The sequence below is a fragment of the Natrinema sp. H-ect1 genome, assembly GCF_041821105.1.
GTDB lineage: Archaea > Halobacteriota > Halobacteria > Halobacteriales > Natrialbaceae > Natrinema > Natrinema thermotolerans.
The window spans coordinates 623,427-638,310 of sequence record NZ_JBGUBA010000002.1 but is presented as its reverse complement, the minus strand read 5'-3'; the positions used below and the strand labels follow the sequence as shown (position 1 = coordinate 638,310).

The following is a 14,884-nucleotide window of genomic DNA, read 5'->3' as shown; positions in this document are numbered from 1 at the left end:
GTCATCAATAACGGACGACGAAGGCGAGACAATGAGTCCTCCGCCAAGCGTTTCGCCCATTGAACGCGTGTTTGCACGGAACGTGAGAATTCAGGCAGCAGTTGAGGGAACGAGTGACGAGGGTATTTCTGACCCGAGTCGAACGGCGATCGACGCGGGTGAGACTCCACGGTCACGTACCACCGTCTCGGATACGGGTAGCATCTCAACTGCGACAACGGAGGGTATAGCACCGAGGGCCAAAACGTCATTTAGCGAAAGGTTTAAATATAAAAATGATAAGATTAAATACAATACTACAGATGAGGGATCGAGCGGAACGAGTAGTCGAACTGAACGGATGAACATGCCGAAGTCACACACTGAGACGACATTCGTGTATCGGCAGGGCCCTACGGATCGGTCTGCCGAGAACCGGAGTCAGAGCGACACTGGTAGTTCTGGTTCCGAAGGAAGCCGCCTCCACAGTCGGTCCGGGTCGAGTCAACAGCAACACGCACACACGGGAGAAACCGCTCTCCCCGATCAGCCGAGATCAAACTCGGACACGAATCCGCAACAACTCGGTGCCAGTAATCAGAGTATTCGGGGGGGCCGCACTAAAAATCAGAATCGCGACAGTATCGGAGGTTCGCTGTTCGATTCCGGTCCGACACCGAACGACGACATGCGGTCAGCGATATCAGCTACAGGAGATCACAGAAGTGGTGCTGAAGAGAGAAGTTCACAGCGTGCGAGCGAGCGCGTTGACGATCTTGACGTTGAGTTGAGCGACCGGTCGCTACAACTGAACGCCGATGTCGACCGGTTGGTTGACGTTCTGTATCGAAAGCTCGAACGAAAACGTCGCATGGAACGTAAGCGGAGGGGATTCTAGGTGGGTACCTCAGGCAAACTCGAAAAGGCACAGATCATCATCCTCAACGGGAATCACGAGAACACGACTATCGACTGTAAGTTCAATCCGAACTCGTACACGCTCGAAAAGAGCGTCAACTATGGGGAGCTGAAGGCTACTGGTTCGGGCGCATCCGTCCAGCAGTTCGTCGACGGAAACGCGGAAAGGCTATCGATGGAACTGTTCTTCGATACGACTGATAAGGTCGAAGGTTCCAGTTCGGTGGACGAAGTCGACGTTAGGGAGCAGTACACAAAGTACATCGACCTACTTCTCGCAGTCGACGGTGAACTCCACGCTCCACCGGTCTGTCGGTTCGTCTGGGGGAAAGGTATCGACTTCACGGCACTCGTCCACAGCGCGAACAAGCAGTTTACTAAGTTCCTTCCAAGTGGAGTTCCAGTCCGTTCCCGTGTTTCCATCGTATTCAAGGAGTTCAAAACTGCGGACTACCACAAATCAGAGGTTTCTCCCGAGTCCACCGACAAGACCAAAGTCTGGACGGTGAGTGAAGGTGACACCCTCTGGCTCATCGCATCCGAAGAGTACAGCGATCCAGCACACTGGCGAACGATCGCCGAACACAACAACCTCGACAACCCACGAGACGTTGAAACGGGTCGAAAGCTCGAACTTCCTCCGCTGTGAACGATGGCATCCGGCATCAACAACCATCCCGCCTATTCGCCGCGGTTCAAGGTACAGGTCGGGAGCAAAAAGTTCCAGGAACCCGGGGGGCGGATAGCAGATCTCGTCGTCGAGACGACCTTCGATGGGGCCGATCGCTTCTCGTTCACACTGAATTACCCCTTTGATGAAGAGCGGGACCAGTTCGCCGGACTCGATTGGGATCTATTCAGTATTGGGACCGATATCGAGATATCGATGGGGTATGGCGACGAGGGGCAGCTGACGGATCTCTTGAACGGAAAGATTCACTCGATCAACACCGAGTTCACGACCGATAGAGGGCCGTCGGTTCAGGTCTCCGGGTACGGACTGCTCTGGGAGATGATGCAGGGGACGAACTCGGACTCGTGGGAGAAGACTACGATCGGCGACGCAGTCGAAGACGTATTATCGTCGTACTCGTTCTCGACGACCAAGGTCAAGAGCGCAAACATCAAACGAGACAAACTCATCCAAGACGACCGTAGCGACTACAAGTTCGTCGAACAACTCGCATCTGCATACGGGTTCGAGTTCTACGCGGAACGCGATACTGTAAAGTTCATCCCACGGTCGTCACGACCGAACGATACGGAGCCAGTCAAAGAGCTGTGGTACGGTGAAGACCTCCACGACTTCTTCGGTGAAATCACTGAACAGCGACGGAACCACCAGGTGGAGGTCCGATCGTGGGATATCCACAAGAAAGAGGAGATCAAAGCGACTGCAGGCAGTAAGACCGCGAAACACAAGGAAGTATTTAGAATCCCAGCCATGTCACGCGACGAAGCCGAACATATAGCAAAGACGAAACTCGGTACGTTCTCGGATGGAATCGTTCAAGCACACGGCGAAACTGACGGTATTCCTGCCCTTCGCGCAGGGGTTACTGTACAGTTAGAAGAACTCGGGAAACGCTTCTCGGGGAAGTACCACGTCACGAACGCGACCCATCGGATGGGGACAAGCGGCTATCGAACGACCTTCGAAGCCACGGAGGTAGCTGGATGAGTCGTCGAGAGTTGTTCGGTCCCGAGCAGTCAGGTGAGGGTGGCATCCGCGGGGTAGCCGTCGGTATCGTCACCAATAACGAGGACCCGAAGGATCTCGGCCGTGTCAAGTTGCGGTTCCCGTGGCGAGACGCCGATGACGAGAGCTACTGGGCACGGATCGCGACCGAGATGGCGGGGAAAGAGTACGGGACCTACTTCCTCCCGGAAGTCGACGACGAGGTTCTCGTCGCGTTCCAGAACGGCGACATTCACAAACCCTTTGTCGTCGGATCGCTCTGGAACGGGAAACAGAAACCACCACAGAAAAACAGCGACGGGAAGAACGACACGCGCGAGATTCGCTCCCGGAGCGACCACAAAGTCGCGTTCGACGACGCCGACAAGGGAAGCATCACGATCCAGACGAGCGAAGGAAACGAGATCGTAATCGACGACTCCGGTGATTCCGAGACGATCGTCGTCCGTGACGAGAAAGGCGACAACAGTCTCGCGATCGATTCCGGCAAAGGGACGGTGAAAGTCGATGCAAAAAAGGAGATCGAGTTATCGGCCAAGAATATATCGATAAACGGCAAGAAGAGCGTCGATATTTCGGGTAATAAGGGAGTGACGGTTAAGAGTAAAGGGCAGATGAAACTCTCGAGCAAAGCAAAGTTCGATATCAAAAGTAGTGGTCTCATGAGCGTCAACGCCACCGGACCACTCCAGATCAAGGGTGCGATCATTCAGCTCAATTAACCACTATCAATGAAACCAGCAGCCAGACTCGGCGATTCGACTGCACATGGGAAACCCCTCAGTGGTGGCACGGGTAGTCCGAACGTTCTCATCGGTGGAAAACCGGCGTGGCGTGCAGGCGTCGACATGCACGTCTGTCCGTTAGTCAGCGGACCTGTCCCCCACGTCGGTGGCGTCGTCGCGAAGGGTAGTACAAGCGTACTCATCAACGGGATGCCGGCCGTCAGGATGGGAGACAAAGTTATGGAGAGCGGCCCGCCGAACACCATCATCAGCGGAGAGACAACCGTTCTCATTGGTTGACCGAATATGTCTGAAGACTTCCTCGGCAAAGGTCTGGCGTATCCGGTTCGTCCCGACAATCGTGGCGATATCGAGATGTCCGAGACTGAGACGGACATCAAGGAAGCCATCAAAATCATCCTCGGGACGGCGAAGGGTGAACGGGTCATGCGCCCCGAGTTCGGATGCGATATCCACGAACACGTGTACTCGGCCGCAACACCCGCTACATTGAACGTTATCGAGACGAGTGTCGAAGAAGCGCTCGTCCGGTGGGAACCGAGGATCGACCTCGAGAACGTCGAAGCCTACACCGACGAGGACGACCCGAACAAGATACTCATCAACATCGAGTATCGCGTACGGACGACGAACGCACTCGCAAACATGGTCTATCCTTTCCACATCACAGAGGGTGACGGATGACCGAACCGCCGACGCTCACCGATAGTGAAGAGGAGGAACTGTTCGAGGAACTTGTCGAACGGGCAGACGTCTACACGAACGACTGGGACCCGCATACCTCCGATACTGGACGGACGATACTCAGGATCTTCTCGACGTTCGAATCCGACGTTCGAAATCGCCTCAACAGTGTTCCACAGAAACAGCGGATCGCGTTCCTCGACGCGCTCGGATTCGACCGTCGTCCTCCGAAAGCCGCCAGAGTCCCGCTTACGTTTCATGTGCCGGATGACCTCGACAGAAACGTCGTCATCCCCGGCGGAACGCAAGCGGTAGCGGGGACAGGAGACTCCTCGCAACTCTTCGAAATCCCTCGTGACAAGGGGTTCGAAGCGACTGGCGCGTCACTGACCGACGTCATCGCTGTTGATCCATCCGAAGATTCTATAATCGACCACTCATCGGTGTTCGAGGACGAGACACCGGCCGAACTTTTCGTCGGCGAAGACCACCAGCAACACCAGCTCTACGTCGCAAATGAGGACGCTCTGAACCTTCAGCCCGGGTCTAGTCTCTCGATCAGTGCCCACGTGGATATCGAGACTGACGTGTTCGCTGACGCAGTAGTCTGGGAGTACTACGGCGAGGACGACGATGGCAACGAAGGCTGGCATCCACTCGTTTCCCCGCGTACCGGCACCGACACGGCACCGTCCGAGAGTGGTATCGAAGCCGTCAGGGAGCAGCTCCGGGAACGTGGCTCGTCCGGCGGTGGTGTTCGGTCGCAATCGGTGTCCCGAACTGTGACGGGCGATAGAACAGCCTACGAAGCGACCTTCGAGGTCCCCGGTACTATCACCGAGCGATCGGTCAACGGAATCGAGAGTCGATGGCTTCGCTGTCGTCTCACCGAGGGGTCTCGAGATCTGTTTTCGACATCGATTCGAGACCTGTCCATCCACGTCGGGAGTACGGACGATGTGGATCGTCTCGAACCGGACTTGCTCCTGTCGAATGACATTCCGCTGTCGACGGACGAAGGAGACATCAAACCGCTCGGGCAGCTTCCCCAACCACCGACCTCGTTGTACGTCGCTTGTGAGGAAGCGTTCACGAAATCGGGTGGCAGCATAACGCTCGAATTCCACACGCCGGAAGCAGCCACTGCGGACCAGCCCGATGGATCGGACGGATCAGACGCTATTGGCAACTCGACGGCTGATCCCTCCAGAAGCGGGACAGACATCGGGGTGATCGGAGGAGAACCACGGCTCTCTTGGGAGTACTGGAATGGTGAAGGGTGGGCACAACTCGACTCCGTCGAAGACGGAACGAACACCTTTCACGAGTCGGGAACAGTCGAGTTCGACGTCCCCGACGATATCGAGCGAACGACGGTCTCGGGACACGAGAACGTCTGGATTCGAACGCGGCTGGTCAGTGGAAACTACGGACAACCGTCCCTCAACATACCCGATACTGAGGGTTTCGATGGAGTGGATACCGAGCCCGACCCGCCGGTATTCGGCGATGTGTCCATTCACTACGAGCATCAGGGACAGTCCTTCGAGACCGTCTTCCGGCACAACAACGCAACCTTTAGCGGCGACCTCACCGGACGGACTGAAGCGTACGCGCCGTTCAAAGACTTACCCGACGATGGACAGACGATCTACCTCGGTTTCGATGGCACACTGAAAGACGGTCCCCTCACGCTGTTCGTCTCGGTCGAGGACGTAACGTATCCACAGTCGTTCGACCCCGGTATGGAGTGGGAGTACTGCACGGCTCCGTCGGATTTCTCGTGGACTGAACTCGATGTCCGGGACCGGACTGGGGGCTTCACCGAACGGGGGATCGTTACCCTGACATTCCCCGAAGAAACGACCGCCTTCGAACTCTTCGGTCGGAGACGCCACTGGATTCGAGTCCGAACCACACAAGACGAGTTCGAACGTCCAGAGATAGCACAACGTACCCGCGGCGTGTCGACGAACGTCGCGGACAAGTCGACTCGAACGACGACGCCGCCAGTTCTGGAGCGGTTGCATCCGAACACCCGATGGGCGTACAACAAGCGGACGATCGAAGACGAGGTGCTTGGGTCCTCCGAGGGCTCGCACGACCAGACGTTCCGATGTGCACACGCCCCACTGATGACCATCGACGTGTGGATCGACGAAATATCGACGTTGTCGGCGAACGAGCGCCAGACGTTGCTCGAGGAGCGCCCGGACGACATCGAGCGGGTGTTCGACGACCGTGGTGACCTCTCGGAGTTCTGGGTTCGATGGAGCGCAGTCGACGATTTCCTCGATTCAGGGCCAAGCGATCGACACTACGTCGTCAACGAAACGCTGGGAACGATCACGTTCGGCGACGGTGACAGAGGGGCAATCCCACCGAGTGGGCAGGACAACATCCGAGCGACGTACACCACTGACGGAGGACGCGACGGTAACGTCGATGCATCGACTGTGTCGGACCTGAAGAGTTCGATCTCGCTCGTCGACGATGTTTCGAATCCCGAATCGGCGGATGGTGGTGCCGACATCGAATCGATGGACGCGCTCGTGTCGCGGGCAGCGAATCAAATCAGACACCGGGGGAAGGCGGTTACACCCTCGGACTACGAACAGGTCGCTCTCTCCGCGTTTCGAGAACTATCGACGGTGAAATGCGAAACGACGAGTAACGGAGACGAGACCCAGGTGACGGTGATAATCGTGCCCGAGACGGAACGTGCTAAACCGGTTCCGTCGATGGCACTCAAACACGAGGTCAGAGACATGCTTACCGAGTGTGCACCGGCGACCGTCGTCGAACCGGACGACATGGACATCGTGGTCCGGGGCCCAGGATACGCTGAGTTGTCCGTTCAGGCGACGGTTCGGGCACCGAACGTCAAGAGTGTATCCCTGTTAAAACAGACGATACGTCGGGAACTCGATGAATACCTCCATCCGCTCACTGGAAAAGATAGGTCCGGATGGTCGTTCGGGGAACTCCCGGATTCGACCTCGCTCGTCGCTCGCCTGGAGGATCTCGACGAAGTCCAGGAAGTGGTCGAGACGACTGTGTATGTAGAGGTCAACGGTGAACGGCGGGCTCTTATCGGACAGTCGGCTGACGATGCGCTTCCACAGGACACACTCGTGTGTAGCGGTGAACACGATCTCAGTATCACGATGAACAGAGGGTGATCACAGTGGGTATCGACATTCCGGAACTCGATGATAGAACGTACGAAGAGTATCTCGACCAGGCAAAAAAGCTGATCCCTGCATACTCAGACGACTGGACGGATTTCAATCCACACGACCCTGGGGTCACCATTCTCGAAGTTCTCGCCTGGATGACCGAGACGCACGCTTACCAGTTGGACCGGATCACCGACGACCACCGGCAGAAGTTCCTGCAGTTGATGGGACACGAACGACGACTGCAAGGGTGTGCGTCCGCACAGCTCTCGTTGACCCCACCAGACGACACAGCCGGGGAACGGCTCCCCGCTGGGACCCGACTCGTCGTCAGCGATGGGTCTACCGAGACCTATCGATTCGAGACGGCTCACGACGTCGTACTCACTGACGTTTCGCTCGAACGTGTCGTCACCGTGGACGGGAGCGACTCCACTGACAACAGTCAGGAGAACGAGACCGACGGGATGTTCTATCGTGCGTTCGGCAAGACCGTCAAGCGGGGGGATAGTCTGTACATCGGATTCGATGGCGATCCGTTCGACGCATCGGAATCATTCACACTGGTCGTTGACTACCACGACGACGATCTCCCAGACCCGAACACAGACGGAAGAGATGAGGGGTCGTTCGAACCGTCGGTCGAACTCCAGTGGGAGTACCGGCCACCGAACGGTGACGGCTGGTCGCGACTCAAGACCGCTACTGACCAGACGAACGCACTCTACGAGGGTGGACTGATAGAGCTGACGGAGCCCGGTGAGTGGCAGTTCTTGGAACGGAAATACGACCCTCTCGACATCGCGTCCTCGGACCTCGCTTGGCTACGCTGCCGGGTCAAATCTCCCGGATACGAGATACCACCACAGCTGAACAGTATCGAACCGAACGTCGTCACAGCACGGAACCGCATTGCGGTCAGCAATGAAGTGCTAGACCAGGCAGCAGACCTCGGTGAACCGACTGCCCTCGACGGACAGATCTACGAGACTGAACACTCGTCGCTTCTCTCGGCCGAGATATACGTTGATGGGGAACGGTTCGTCGAAGTGACCGATTTTGACGCATCCGGTCCGGCCGACCCTCACTATCGACTCGACTACGATACTGGACGAGTGATGTTCGGTGACGGCGAACACGGATGGTCGCCACCAGCCAGTACGACTGTTAGCGCAGATTACGTCTACGGCGGTGGCGACGATGGCAACGTCCCAGCATCGGCAGTTTGGCAGTTCGACACGCCTGACTGGCCACTCACCGAGTCCACGACACTCGAGGACATCGGTATCACTCCCCTTGGCCCCGCAACTGGTGGCCATGATCGAGAAACGATAACCGGAGCGCTGGAGCGTATCAGACAGGACCTCCGTACACCGAATCGAGGCGTGACGGCGGATGACTACGAATCGATAGCGATGCAAACACCAGGGATCAGGGTCGGCCAAACGAACGTACTCGTAGACGGCGAGCAGGTAACAGTCGTCGTGGTGCCGTACGCCCCGCCGGATATCCCAACACCAAAGCCGAGCGACGGCTTCCTCGATGCCGTTCGTCACCACGTTACCGAACGCGCCATTCTCGGTGACCGGGTAACCGTGATCGGACCGACGTATGTGGGGCTCGATATCGCTGTCACGGGACAGGCAGCACCACGATATACGGGTACTGGATACGAGGCAGACGTACGGGCTGCTATCGAATCGTTCGTCCACCCCCTGATCGGCTACGAAGGTGACGGCTGGCCATTCGGTCGGACTATCCGAGCTTCCGACATTGCCGAACAGGTTGCAGCACTCGACTGCATCGACTACGTCTCAGACGTGGAGATTACGGCCCACGGCGGGACGGCTATCGACGATGCTGTCGCGATCGGTGACCAAGAACTGTTTTCCGTGGTCGATGTCAGAACGAATCTGACACTACCGACGATTGATGATGGGGGACCATAATCGTGGATTTCTCGTACGCAACGACGACGAGTGACGAGGACTGGGCGAACGGCGTGGCGGATAACGTCGAAATCCGGAACGGAAGGGTGCAACTGGCCTCGAAGACGACTACCCAGCGATATCGAGTCGCACCGGGCATCCGTGACGTCGCTGCCGACCCGGAGGGTATCCTGTATACGATCCGAACTGAGGGTGGCGTGTATCGGTACAATCCGGTTATGGAGTCGCGGGAACGACTCCTCAAGCGAACCGACAGAACCGTTCAGGATCCGTGTGCGATCTGTGCGAGTGCGAACAGGGTCTTCGTCTGTGATGCAGCCGATGGGACGATTACTGCACTGACCCCACAACTTCACCGAGTAGTCGGGACGCTTCGCGCAGGACTGACCGAACCACGTGCGCTTGCGTACGCAGACGGCACGATCTACGCGCTCACGGCCTCCGGACTCGTCGCCGTCGACAGAAACGGCACTACGACCAGCCTGTTCGATGACCAACTCACCGCCCCGAGGGATTTCGCAGTCCGGGAGAACACGATCTACGTACTGGACGACGACACAAGTGGGCCCTCGCTTCGAACGTTCGGGGACCGAGCAGTGGACGACTCCGACACAGCCGCCGACCGAGACAGGCGGATCGAGTTCCGAACCAAGCCGTTCACGCCAGCGTGCGTGACGGCACTGGGTGATGACGCAGTCGTCTCGGGTGCAATCGACGATACGGACGAGTACGGAGTGTTCGTGTACGATGCAGCGACGGAGACGTTCGAACAGCGCGTACAACTCGACGCTCGACCGCTACGGATGGTCGCGCAGTCTGGTGATCCGGAGACAAAGACGTTACACGTCGTGACGGACGACGAGCGCGCCTGTCACGGGTTCCGCGCGCGGACCGAATACGTCAATCATTCTCGACGGAACAGACACCTGGGGACTGCGATTCTTCGCTTCGACTCGGGTGCCACGGCTATCGATTGGCACCGACTCGTACTCGATATCGTCCGGACGTCAGCTAGTACTCAAGTTCGAGTTCGTTACACCGCAACTGACGATCCAACAGTGCTGGCGTTCGAACCCGAACTCCTCGAAGATATGGTATCGGACGACGCAGCGGCTATCCGTGACATGGGTATCGAATCGATGTGGGAGTTCGCCACTGCAACCCCTGCTTCCCTCGTCCCCTCGGACGCGTCGTTTGATCAGACGGACGTCGAATCCTGGCAGGAACAGGCCAGTACCGAGCTGGCCGTCCACGCTGCCTCGGAGTGGACCACGAGTGACGTCATCGACCCCGAGGATATCCTCGTCGAGAACGCGAGTGGCCGGTACCTGTACGTCGCTGTCGAACTGCTCGGTACACCCGATGCCTCTCCGGTCCTCGACTCGGTTCGAGCCTATTGTCCGCGCACGTCGTACCTCCGGCACATGCCGGAACTCTACCGGGAAGATCAGGAGTCAGCGGAGTTCCTCGAACGATTTCTATCGGTGATGGAGAGTTCGTTCGTCGACGTCGAAGCCGAGTTCGACTCGGTCGGGGAACTCCTCGACCCGTACGGGGTGTCCAGCAAGTCGCTCGCGTGGCTCGAGAGTTGGCTGGCAGCAGACACCGGCCGGGAGTGGCCGGAGAGCGCTCGGCGTGAACTGCTTGCCCGTGCTCCCGAACTGTACAAAAAGCGAGGAACGAAAGCGGGACTGCTCGAACTGATTCGGCTCTACCTCCGGCATACGGAGCCCGAAGGCAGTACGCCGGGCAGTCAGGAGACTACCGATACACCGAGCGGGGCGACGGACAACGGAGGGACACCGGACTATCGGTTGTTCTTCGTCGAACGGACCGATACCGAGTCCGTCGACGCCGACACCGTACAACGACACTACGGGTCGTTCCTCTCCGGGAGTCGGTCGTTCGCGGTGTTCTGTGGCCCACTCGGTTCCGACGAGCGTCTCGCCACGCTGCAAGAAATCATCGATGCGGAGCGTCCGGCACACGTCAACGGGACCGTGGTCGAACTCGAGGATGCGTTCTCACTCGGCGAGAGTTCGTTCCTCGGGCTCAACAGCCACCTGACGTCGCGGGAGTTCTCCATGGGAGACGCGAGACTCGGAGAAGACACGGTCCTTACACCCCGGAGCCCCGAGGAGTCGACGAGTGGGAGCTGATCACCGTACTTACCATCCGCTGAGTCGGGGCGTCGTACGGGTGAGCCCACTTCACACCTATGTGAATAATACCGACATACATGCGAATTTTGTCAAGCCAGGGTAACGATGGGGTTCCGGACCGAACGAGAGAGCGCCACAGAGGCGGAGCGATCTGGCACCAAGACACGTGAGTCCGACGAGGCCCCGCGTGACCCAGCGGTGGGTTTGCTTTTCAACTCTCGGCCCGCAAGTACGAACGGACGTTCGGCCTCGAACCCTATCGTGACGGTCAGGAGTTCGTTCTCCAGCGGTTCGCACAGCAGCACGGTTCCGGCCAGGTCCGCCAGTGGGCCGACGAGGGAATGCCCGTCGACACGATGGACAAGCCTCGAGACATGGAGGCGTTCCGCGACCGCCAACAGCAGCGCCCACCGAACGTGCCGACCGATATCACACGGTGAAATGCCCACTTGGGCCAGCGCTCCTGGGACACACAACGCCCCTGCAAAGGCTAGCGACACTCAGCCTCCCGACTCCGTCCGGGACGTCATCAGTTCTCCTGATCAAGCCCTCGATTCGGACATCCAGCAGCCCATCGAAGAGCGCATGGGAGACAGTCTGGGTGACGTCCGGATCCACACCGGCCCACAGGCCGCCAGCGCCTGCGAGGAGATCAACGCTCGCGCCTTTACCGTCGGCAACCACGTCGCGTTCAACCGCGGCGAGTACGAACCCAGATCAAGGAACTCCAGCAAAAATACCTCTAGCCCGGCCCGACCGAGTTCGACCCATCCATACTTGAAGTGATCCGCGTTCCCCATAACCAGCGCCGCGTCTCACTAATTCTGTATCTGTAAGTTGCGAATCGGTTCCGATGAACGACTAGAATGAGAAACCGAACGAACCGTCGAACGCGTCAGGAGAGTTGATGACTTGAAAAGTCAGGACAGGGTGACAACCCAGTCCAGTCGATAATCGCGTACTCGTCGTGGTAGTTTTGCAGTTCGTCGTGGTGTTCGTAACTATCAGTGCATGCAGCGATCCCTCTACCGGTCACCCGTGCATCGGTCGGTGGTCGAAGTCCCATGCCGACGTAACAATCACGAACTTGAGAACGGAAATGGTCAACCAGAGTTCGCTGGAACGCCGCCTTCGAAATAACCGGTGTATGGCTTGGAGTGAGTTGGATGCGTGCAGCGAGCGTGGCGTCCTCATCTGGTTGTGTCCCGTCACCGTATTCGATGCGCGTGGGTTCATCTGCCTGCCAGTGGACTCGAAGCGGCGAGATAACCTGCAGGAACTGCTCGCTGGACGTACGCTCGTCGGTGTGGAAGTCCTGGGTCGTGAGTATGCGGTTCAGGCGGTCGAACAGAGCCGCGTCTTCGTAGTCAGGGTCTACATCGAGTGCGTGTCGAATCTCTGCGAGCCCGTTCAATTCCCTGAGAACGTCGACAAGCCGCTGGATCTCGCCCAGGTCTAATGTGAGATGAATATCTTGTTCGATGAGCTTCCACTCCGCATCCGGGGCAGCCTGTGGAGGTGTCACGGGTAGTTCGTCACCTCGTCTCATTGCAGTCAGCTGATCGTAACAGGACCGAAGTTGTGAGACAAGTGTTTCTTTGGCTATCGCTCCGAAAAGGAGTCCTGTGACAGCGAGCCGATCGGGGTCTGCGATCTGGTCGGCTTGACTGTACGGAGTAAGTAACGGGAACTGGCGCGTACGAAGGACGTAGTATTTCGAAAAACGCTCGACACGCTCCATCCGTTCCTGTTCTATCGGGGAGATATTGTTGTCGGATGGGTAGCGGTCGGACCAGTGGTCGGTAACCTGCCCTTCCTTGGTTAGCGTTAGCTGATGTCGTGTATTGTCGAGAGTGGTGACTCGCAGTTCGACGGTTCGGTCGGTTACGGAGACATCGGTGACGTTCATTGTGGTGTTGTGTAATCTATCTTGGTTCGTCGACAGTGCGACTGTTTTTCACCCATGGAATGTAACAGAAATAATTGTACTGGATTATCCCGTGTGGTGTCGAGTTCAGTCAGGTGCCGCAGCCGGAAGCATCGCAATCCGAGTTGGTTTCCATATATTCCGACCGAATATTTTATAGTAAGTGAAGTTACAATCAGTGTAATTACACACGGATGCCACACGACGATTCCTACTCTGACACTGACACACCTGATCTGTCGCAGTTCCAAAAGAATCGGTTCTTCAAGGGGAAACTGATGACGCCCCGTGATATGGAAGCGGAACAGGAGTATCACGCGAAGCGACTGCATACGATCAATCGATTCCTTAATGGAAAAGGAGTCGTCCATGGACTTGAGATCCAATCGGTGATCGAAACCGACGAAGGTCTCGACGTTACTCTGACACCAGGTCTTGCCTTGGATGGAGAAGGAAGACCAATAGTCGTCGAACAGGTTACCACGAAGTCCATTCCTATGCCGGCAGGTGAAGAGGTATATCTTTTTATCGAATTCACCGAGGCAGCGATGGAGACGATTCCGGTACCCGATACTGAGGGTGCGGTCGATAACGAGACGGCACCTAACCGTGCAGTCGAATCGTTTGCACTGACCTCGCACGAAGCAGCACCCGACGAAGTGTCCTCTGTCCCGGACGTCGAAATTCCGGAACTCCAGTCGGAAGCGTTCGATCCACAGACGCTGCGGCAAACCCTCTCAGAACAGTATCAGCAATACCAACTGGACCACCACAGCGCGGGCCCAGCCGTCTTTATTGGAGCATACGAGCGGACACCAGACGGAAACTGGGTACCCCTCAACGACGGTCCGATGCGGCCTGTCGTGTTCAACAGTGAGTTCCTGTTCGGCATCCTGGCCAATCATGTTGCGGACCTTGACAATCCTCATCGGACTCCAGTGAACAAAGAACCGATGGACGTACCGGAGGACGTCGATGAGATCCTGGATACACTCGAGGGGCTGCGTGCGCAGGTCGAGACTCTGGAGAAAGACCGGGAGTCTCTCACCAAGTACGTCATGCGAAAGACGATCAAGGACCGGATCCGGTTCTTCGAGCAATTGGCGGACAGAGTTCAAGAGCAAAGCGGTGGAGCCAGCCGGCTCGCACGTGGGATCGTCGATCAATCGAGAGCGAGCCTGCAAAACGTCCGTGTCCACGAAGACGATTATAAGAAACAATTAGATGCACTCATTGACCCATTGGTTGAGCTTGGCGATCAGTTAGAACCTGTAACTACCGAGGAGAGCCTCGAGAACTACCTTCGAGCCGTTTCGAACCTACAATCCGCAGTCGAGGAAAACCGCTCGTTGCTTGACCAGGTCGACGCCCATGACGAAGTGTGTGAAGCAGCGGACTCCCTAGAGGTCCTTCTGGATGTCGTGCCTGACCAGTAATCACCTCCGAACAACGGTCTGATGCATATCGTTGTCTATCGGGGACTCCGATGTTAGCCCGTGCGTATTCCCACACTATGACCGGGATTCACCAATACGACCCTCAAATACACTAATAGATAAAGTAATACTCCAATCTGGATTGACATTCGTAATAATAAGATTTATAACTAATCAATATATAGTATAGGTCGCCGGGGCCAGA

General features: G+C 57.1%; 11 protein-coding genes and 1 pseudogene. 10 read left to right on the top strand and 2 right to left on the bottom strand.

Features of this window, described 5'->3' with window-relative positions; genetic code table 11:
* The first annotated feature begins 877 nt into the window (after window positions 1-877).
* Genes ACERIM_RS07430 through ACERIM_RS07410 form a run of 5 tightly spaced genes read left to right on the top strand, consistent with a single transcriptional unit; the run spans window position 878 to window position 4,026 of the window.
* A complete protein-coding gene (locus ACERIM_RS07430) occupies window positions 878-1,546 on the top strand; it encodes a LysM peptidoglycan-binding domain-containing protein (protein WP_373631911.1) in 669 nt (222 codons plus the stop codon).
* A gap of 3 nt (window positions 1,547-1,549) precedes the next feature.
* Complete coding sequence (locus ACERIM_RS07425) at window positions 1,550-2,578, top strand: phage late control D family protein (protein WP_006650998.1); 1,029 nt, start codon at window positions 1,550-1,552, stop codon at window positions 2,576-2,578.
* Entirely contained in the window at window positions 2,575-3,318 is a 744-nt protein-coding gene (locus tag ACERIM_RS07420) for a phage baseplate assembly protein V (protein ID WP_006650997.1), read from the top strand. Before ACERIM_RS07425 ends, ACERIM_RS07420 begins: the two co-directional genes overlap by 4 nt.
* Window positions 3,319-3,327: 9 nt before the next feature.
* A complete protein-coding gene (locus ACERIM_RS07415) occupies window positions 3,328-3,621 on the top strand; it encodes a PAAR domain-containing protein (RefSeq protein WP_006650996.1) in 294 nt (97 codons plus the stop codon).
* Window positions 3,622-3,627: 6 nt separating this feature from the next.
* A complete protein-coding gene (locus ACERIM_RS07410; RefSeq protein WP_006650995.1) occupies window positions 3,628-4,026 on the top strand; it encodes a GPW/gp25 family protein in 399 nt (132 codons plus the stop codon).
* Between the two features lie 437 nt (window positions 4,027-4,463).
* Here the strand turns inward: ACERIM_RS07410 and ACERIM_RS07405 are convergent, their stop codons facing one another.
* Window positions 4,464-4,679 carry a hypothetical protein gene (locus ACERIM_RS07405; protein ID WP_373631910.1) on the bottom strand — a complete coding sequence of 72 codons (216 nt, stop codon included), beginning with the start codon at window positions 4,677-4,679 and terminating at the stop codon, window positions 4,464-4,466.
* A 306-nt stretch (window positions 4,680-4,985) separates the two neighbouring features.
* Here ACERIM_RS07405 and ACERIM_RS07400 point away from each other — a divergent pair, with 306 nt between their 5' ends.
* From ACERIM_RS07400 to ACERIM_RS07385, 4 genes and pseudogenes are all read left to right on the top strand, one after another.
* Window positions 4,986-7,208 carry a putative baseplate assembly protein gene (locus tag ACERIM_RS07400; RefSeq protein WP_373631909.1) on the top strand — a complete coding sequence of 741 codons (2,223 nt, stop codon included), beginning with the start codon at window positions 4,986-4,988 and terminating at the stop codon, window positions 7,206-7,208.
* A gap of 5 nt (window positions 7,209-7,213) precedes the next feature.
* Entirely contained in the window at window positions 7,214-9,154 is a 1,941-nt protein-coding gene (locus ACERIM_RS07395; protein WP_006650993.1) for a putative baseplate assembly protein, read from the top strand.
* Window positions 9,155-9,372: 218 nt separating this feature from the next.
* Window positions 9,373-11,313, top strand: a complete 1,941-nt coding sequence (locus ACERIM_RS07390; RefSeq protein ID WP_373631908.1) for a phage tail protein — start codon at window positions 9,373-9,375, stop codon at window positions 11,311-11,313.
* 108 nt (window positions 11,314-11,421) lie between these two features.
* Window positions 11,422-12,036, top strand: a pseudogene (locus ACERIM_RS07385) (DUF4157 domain-containing protein); the annotation flags it as partial.
* Window positions 12,037-12,211: 175 nt separating this feature from the next.
* Here ACERIM_RS07385 and ACERIM_RS07380 read toward each other — a convergent pair.
* The gene (locus tag ACERIM_RS07380; protein WP_049906012.1) at window positions 12,212-13,225 is read right to left on the bottom strand and encodes a hypothetical protein; all 1,014 of its coding nucleotides are present in this window, start codon (window positions 13,223-13,225) and stop codon (window positions 12,212-12,214) included.
* 212 nt (window positions 13,226-13,437) lie between these two features.
* On the opposite strand from ACERIM_RS07380, the gene ACERIM_RS07375 reads away from it, so the two are divergent.
* Entirely contained in the window at window positions 13,438-14,679 is a 1,242-nt protein-coding gene (locus ACERIM_RS07375; protein WP_006650989.1) for a hypothetical protein, read from the top strand.
* Window positions 14,680-14,884: the final 205 nt, after the last annotated feature.

Coding starts and splice junctions, on each gene's coding strand:
- ACERIM_RS07405 (WP_373631910.1), bottom strand. CDS start 4,679: ATGCCAGCCTTCGTTGCCATCGTCGTCCTCGCCGTAGTACTCCCAGAC.
- ACERIM_RS07410 (WP_006650995.1), top strand. CDS start 3,628: ATGTCTGAAGACTTCCTCGGCAAAGGTCTGGCGTATCCGGTTCGTCCC.
- ACERIM_RS07380 (WP_049906012.1), bottom strand. CDS start 13,225: ATGAACGTCACCGATGTCTCCGTAACCGACCGAACCGTCGAACTGCGA.
- ACERIM_RS07390 (WP_373631908.1), top strand. CDS start 9,373: ATGGAGTCGCGGGAACGACTCCTCAAGCGAACCGACAGAACCGTTCAG.
- ACERIM_RS07415 (WP_006650996.1), top strand. CDS start 3,328: ATGAAACCAGCAGCCAGACTCGGCGATTCGACTGCACATGGGAAACCC.
- ACERIM_RS07375 (WP_006650989.1), top strand. CDS start 13,438: ATGCCACACGACGATTCCTACTCTGACACTGACACACCTGATCTGTCG.
- ACERIM_RS07420 (WP_006650997.1), top strand. CDS start 2,575: ATGAGTCGTCGAGAGTTGTTCGGTCCCGAGCAGTCAGGTGAGGGTGGC.
- ACERIM_RS07425 (WP_006650998.1), top strand. CDS start 1,550: ATGGCATCCGGCATCAACAACCATCCCGCCTATTCGCCGCGGTTCAAG.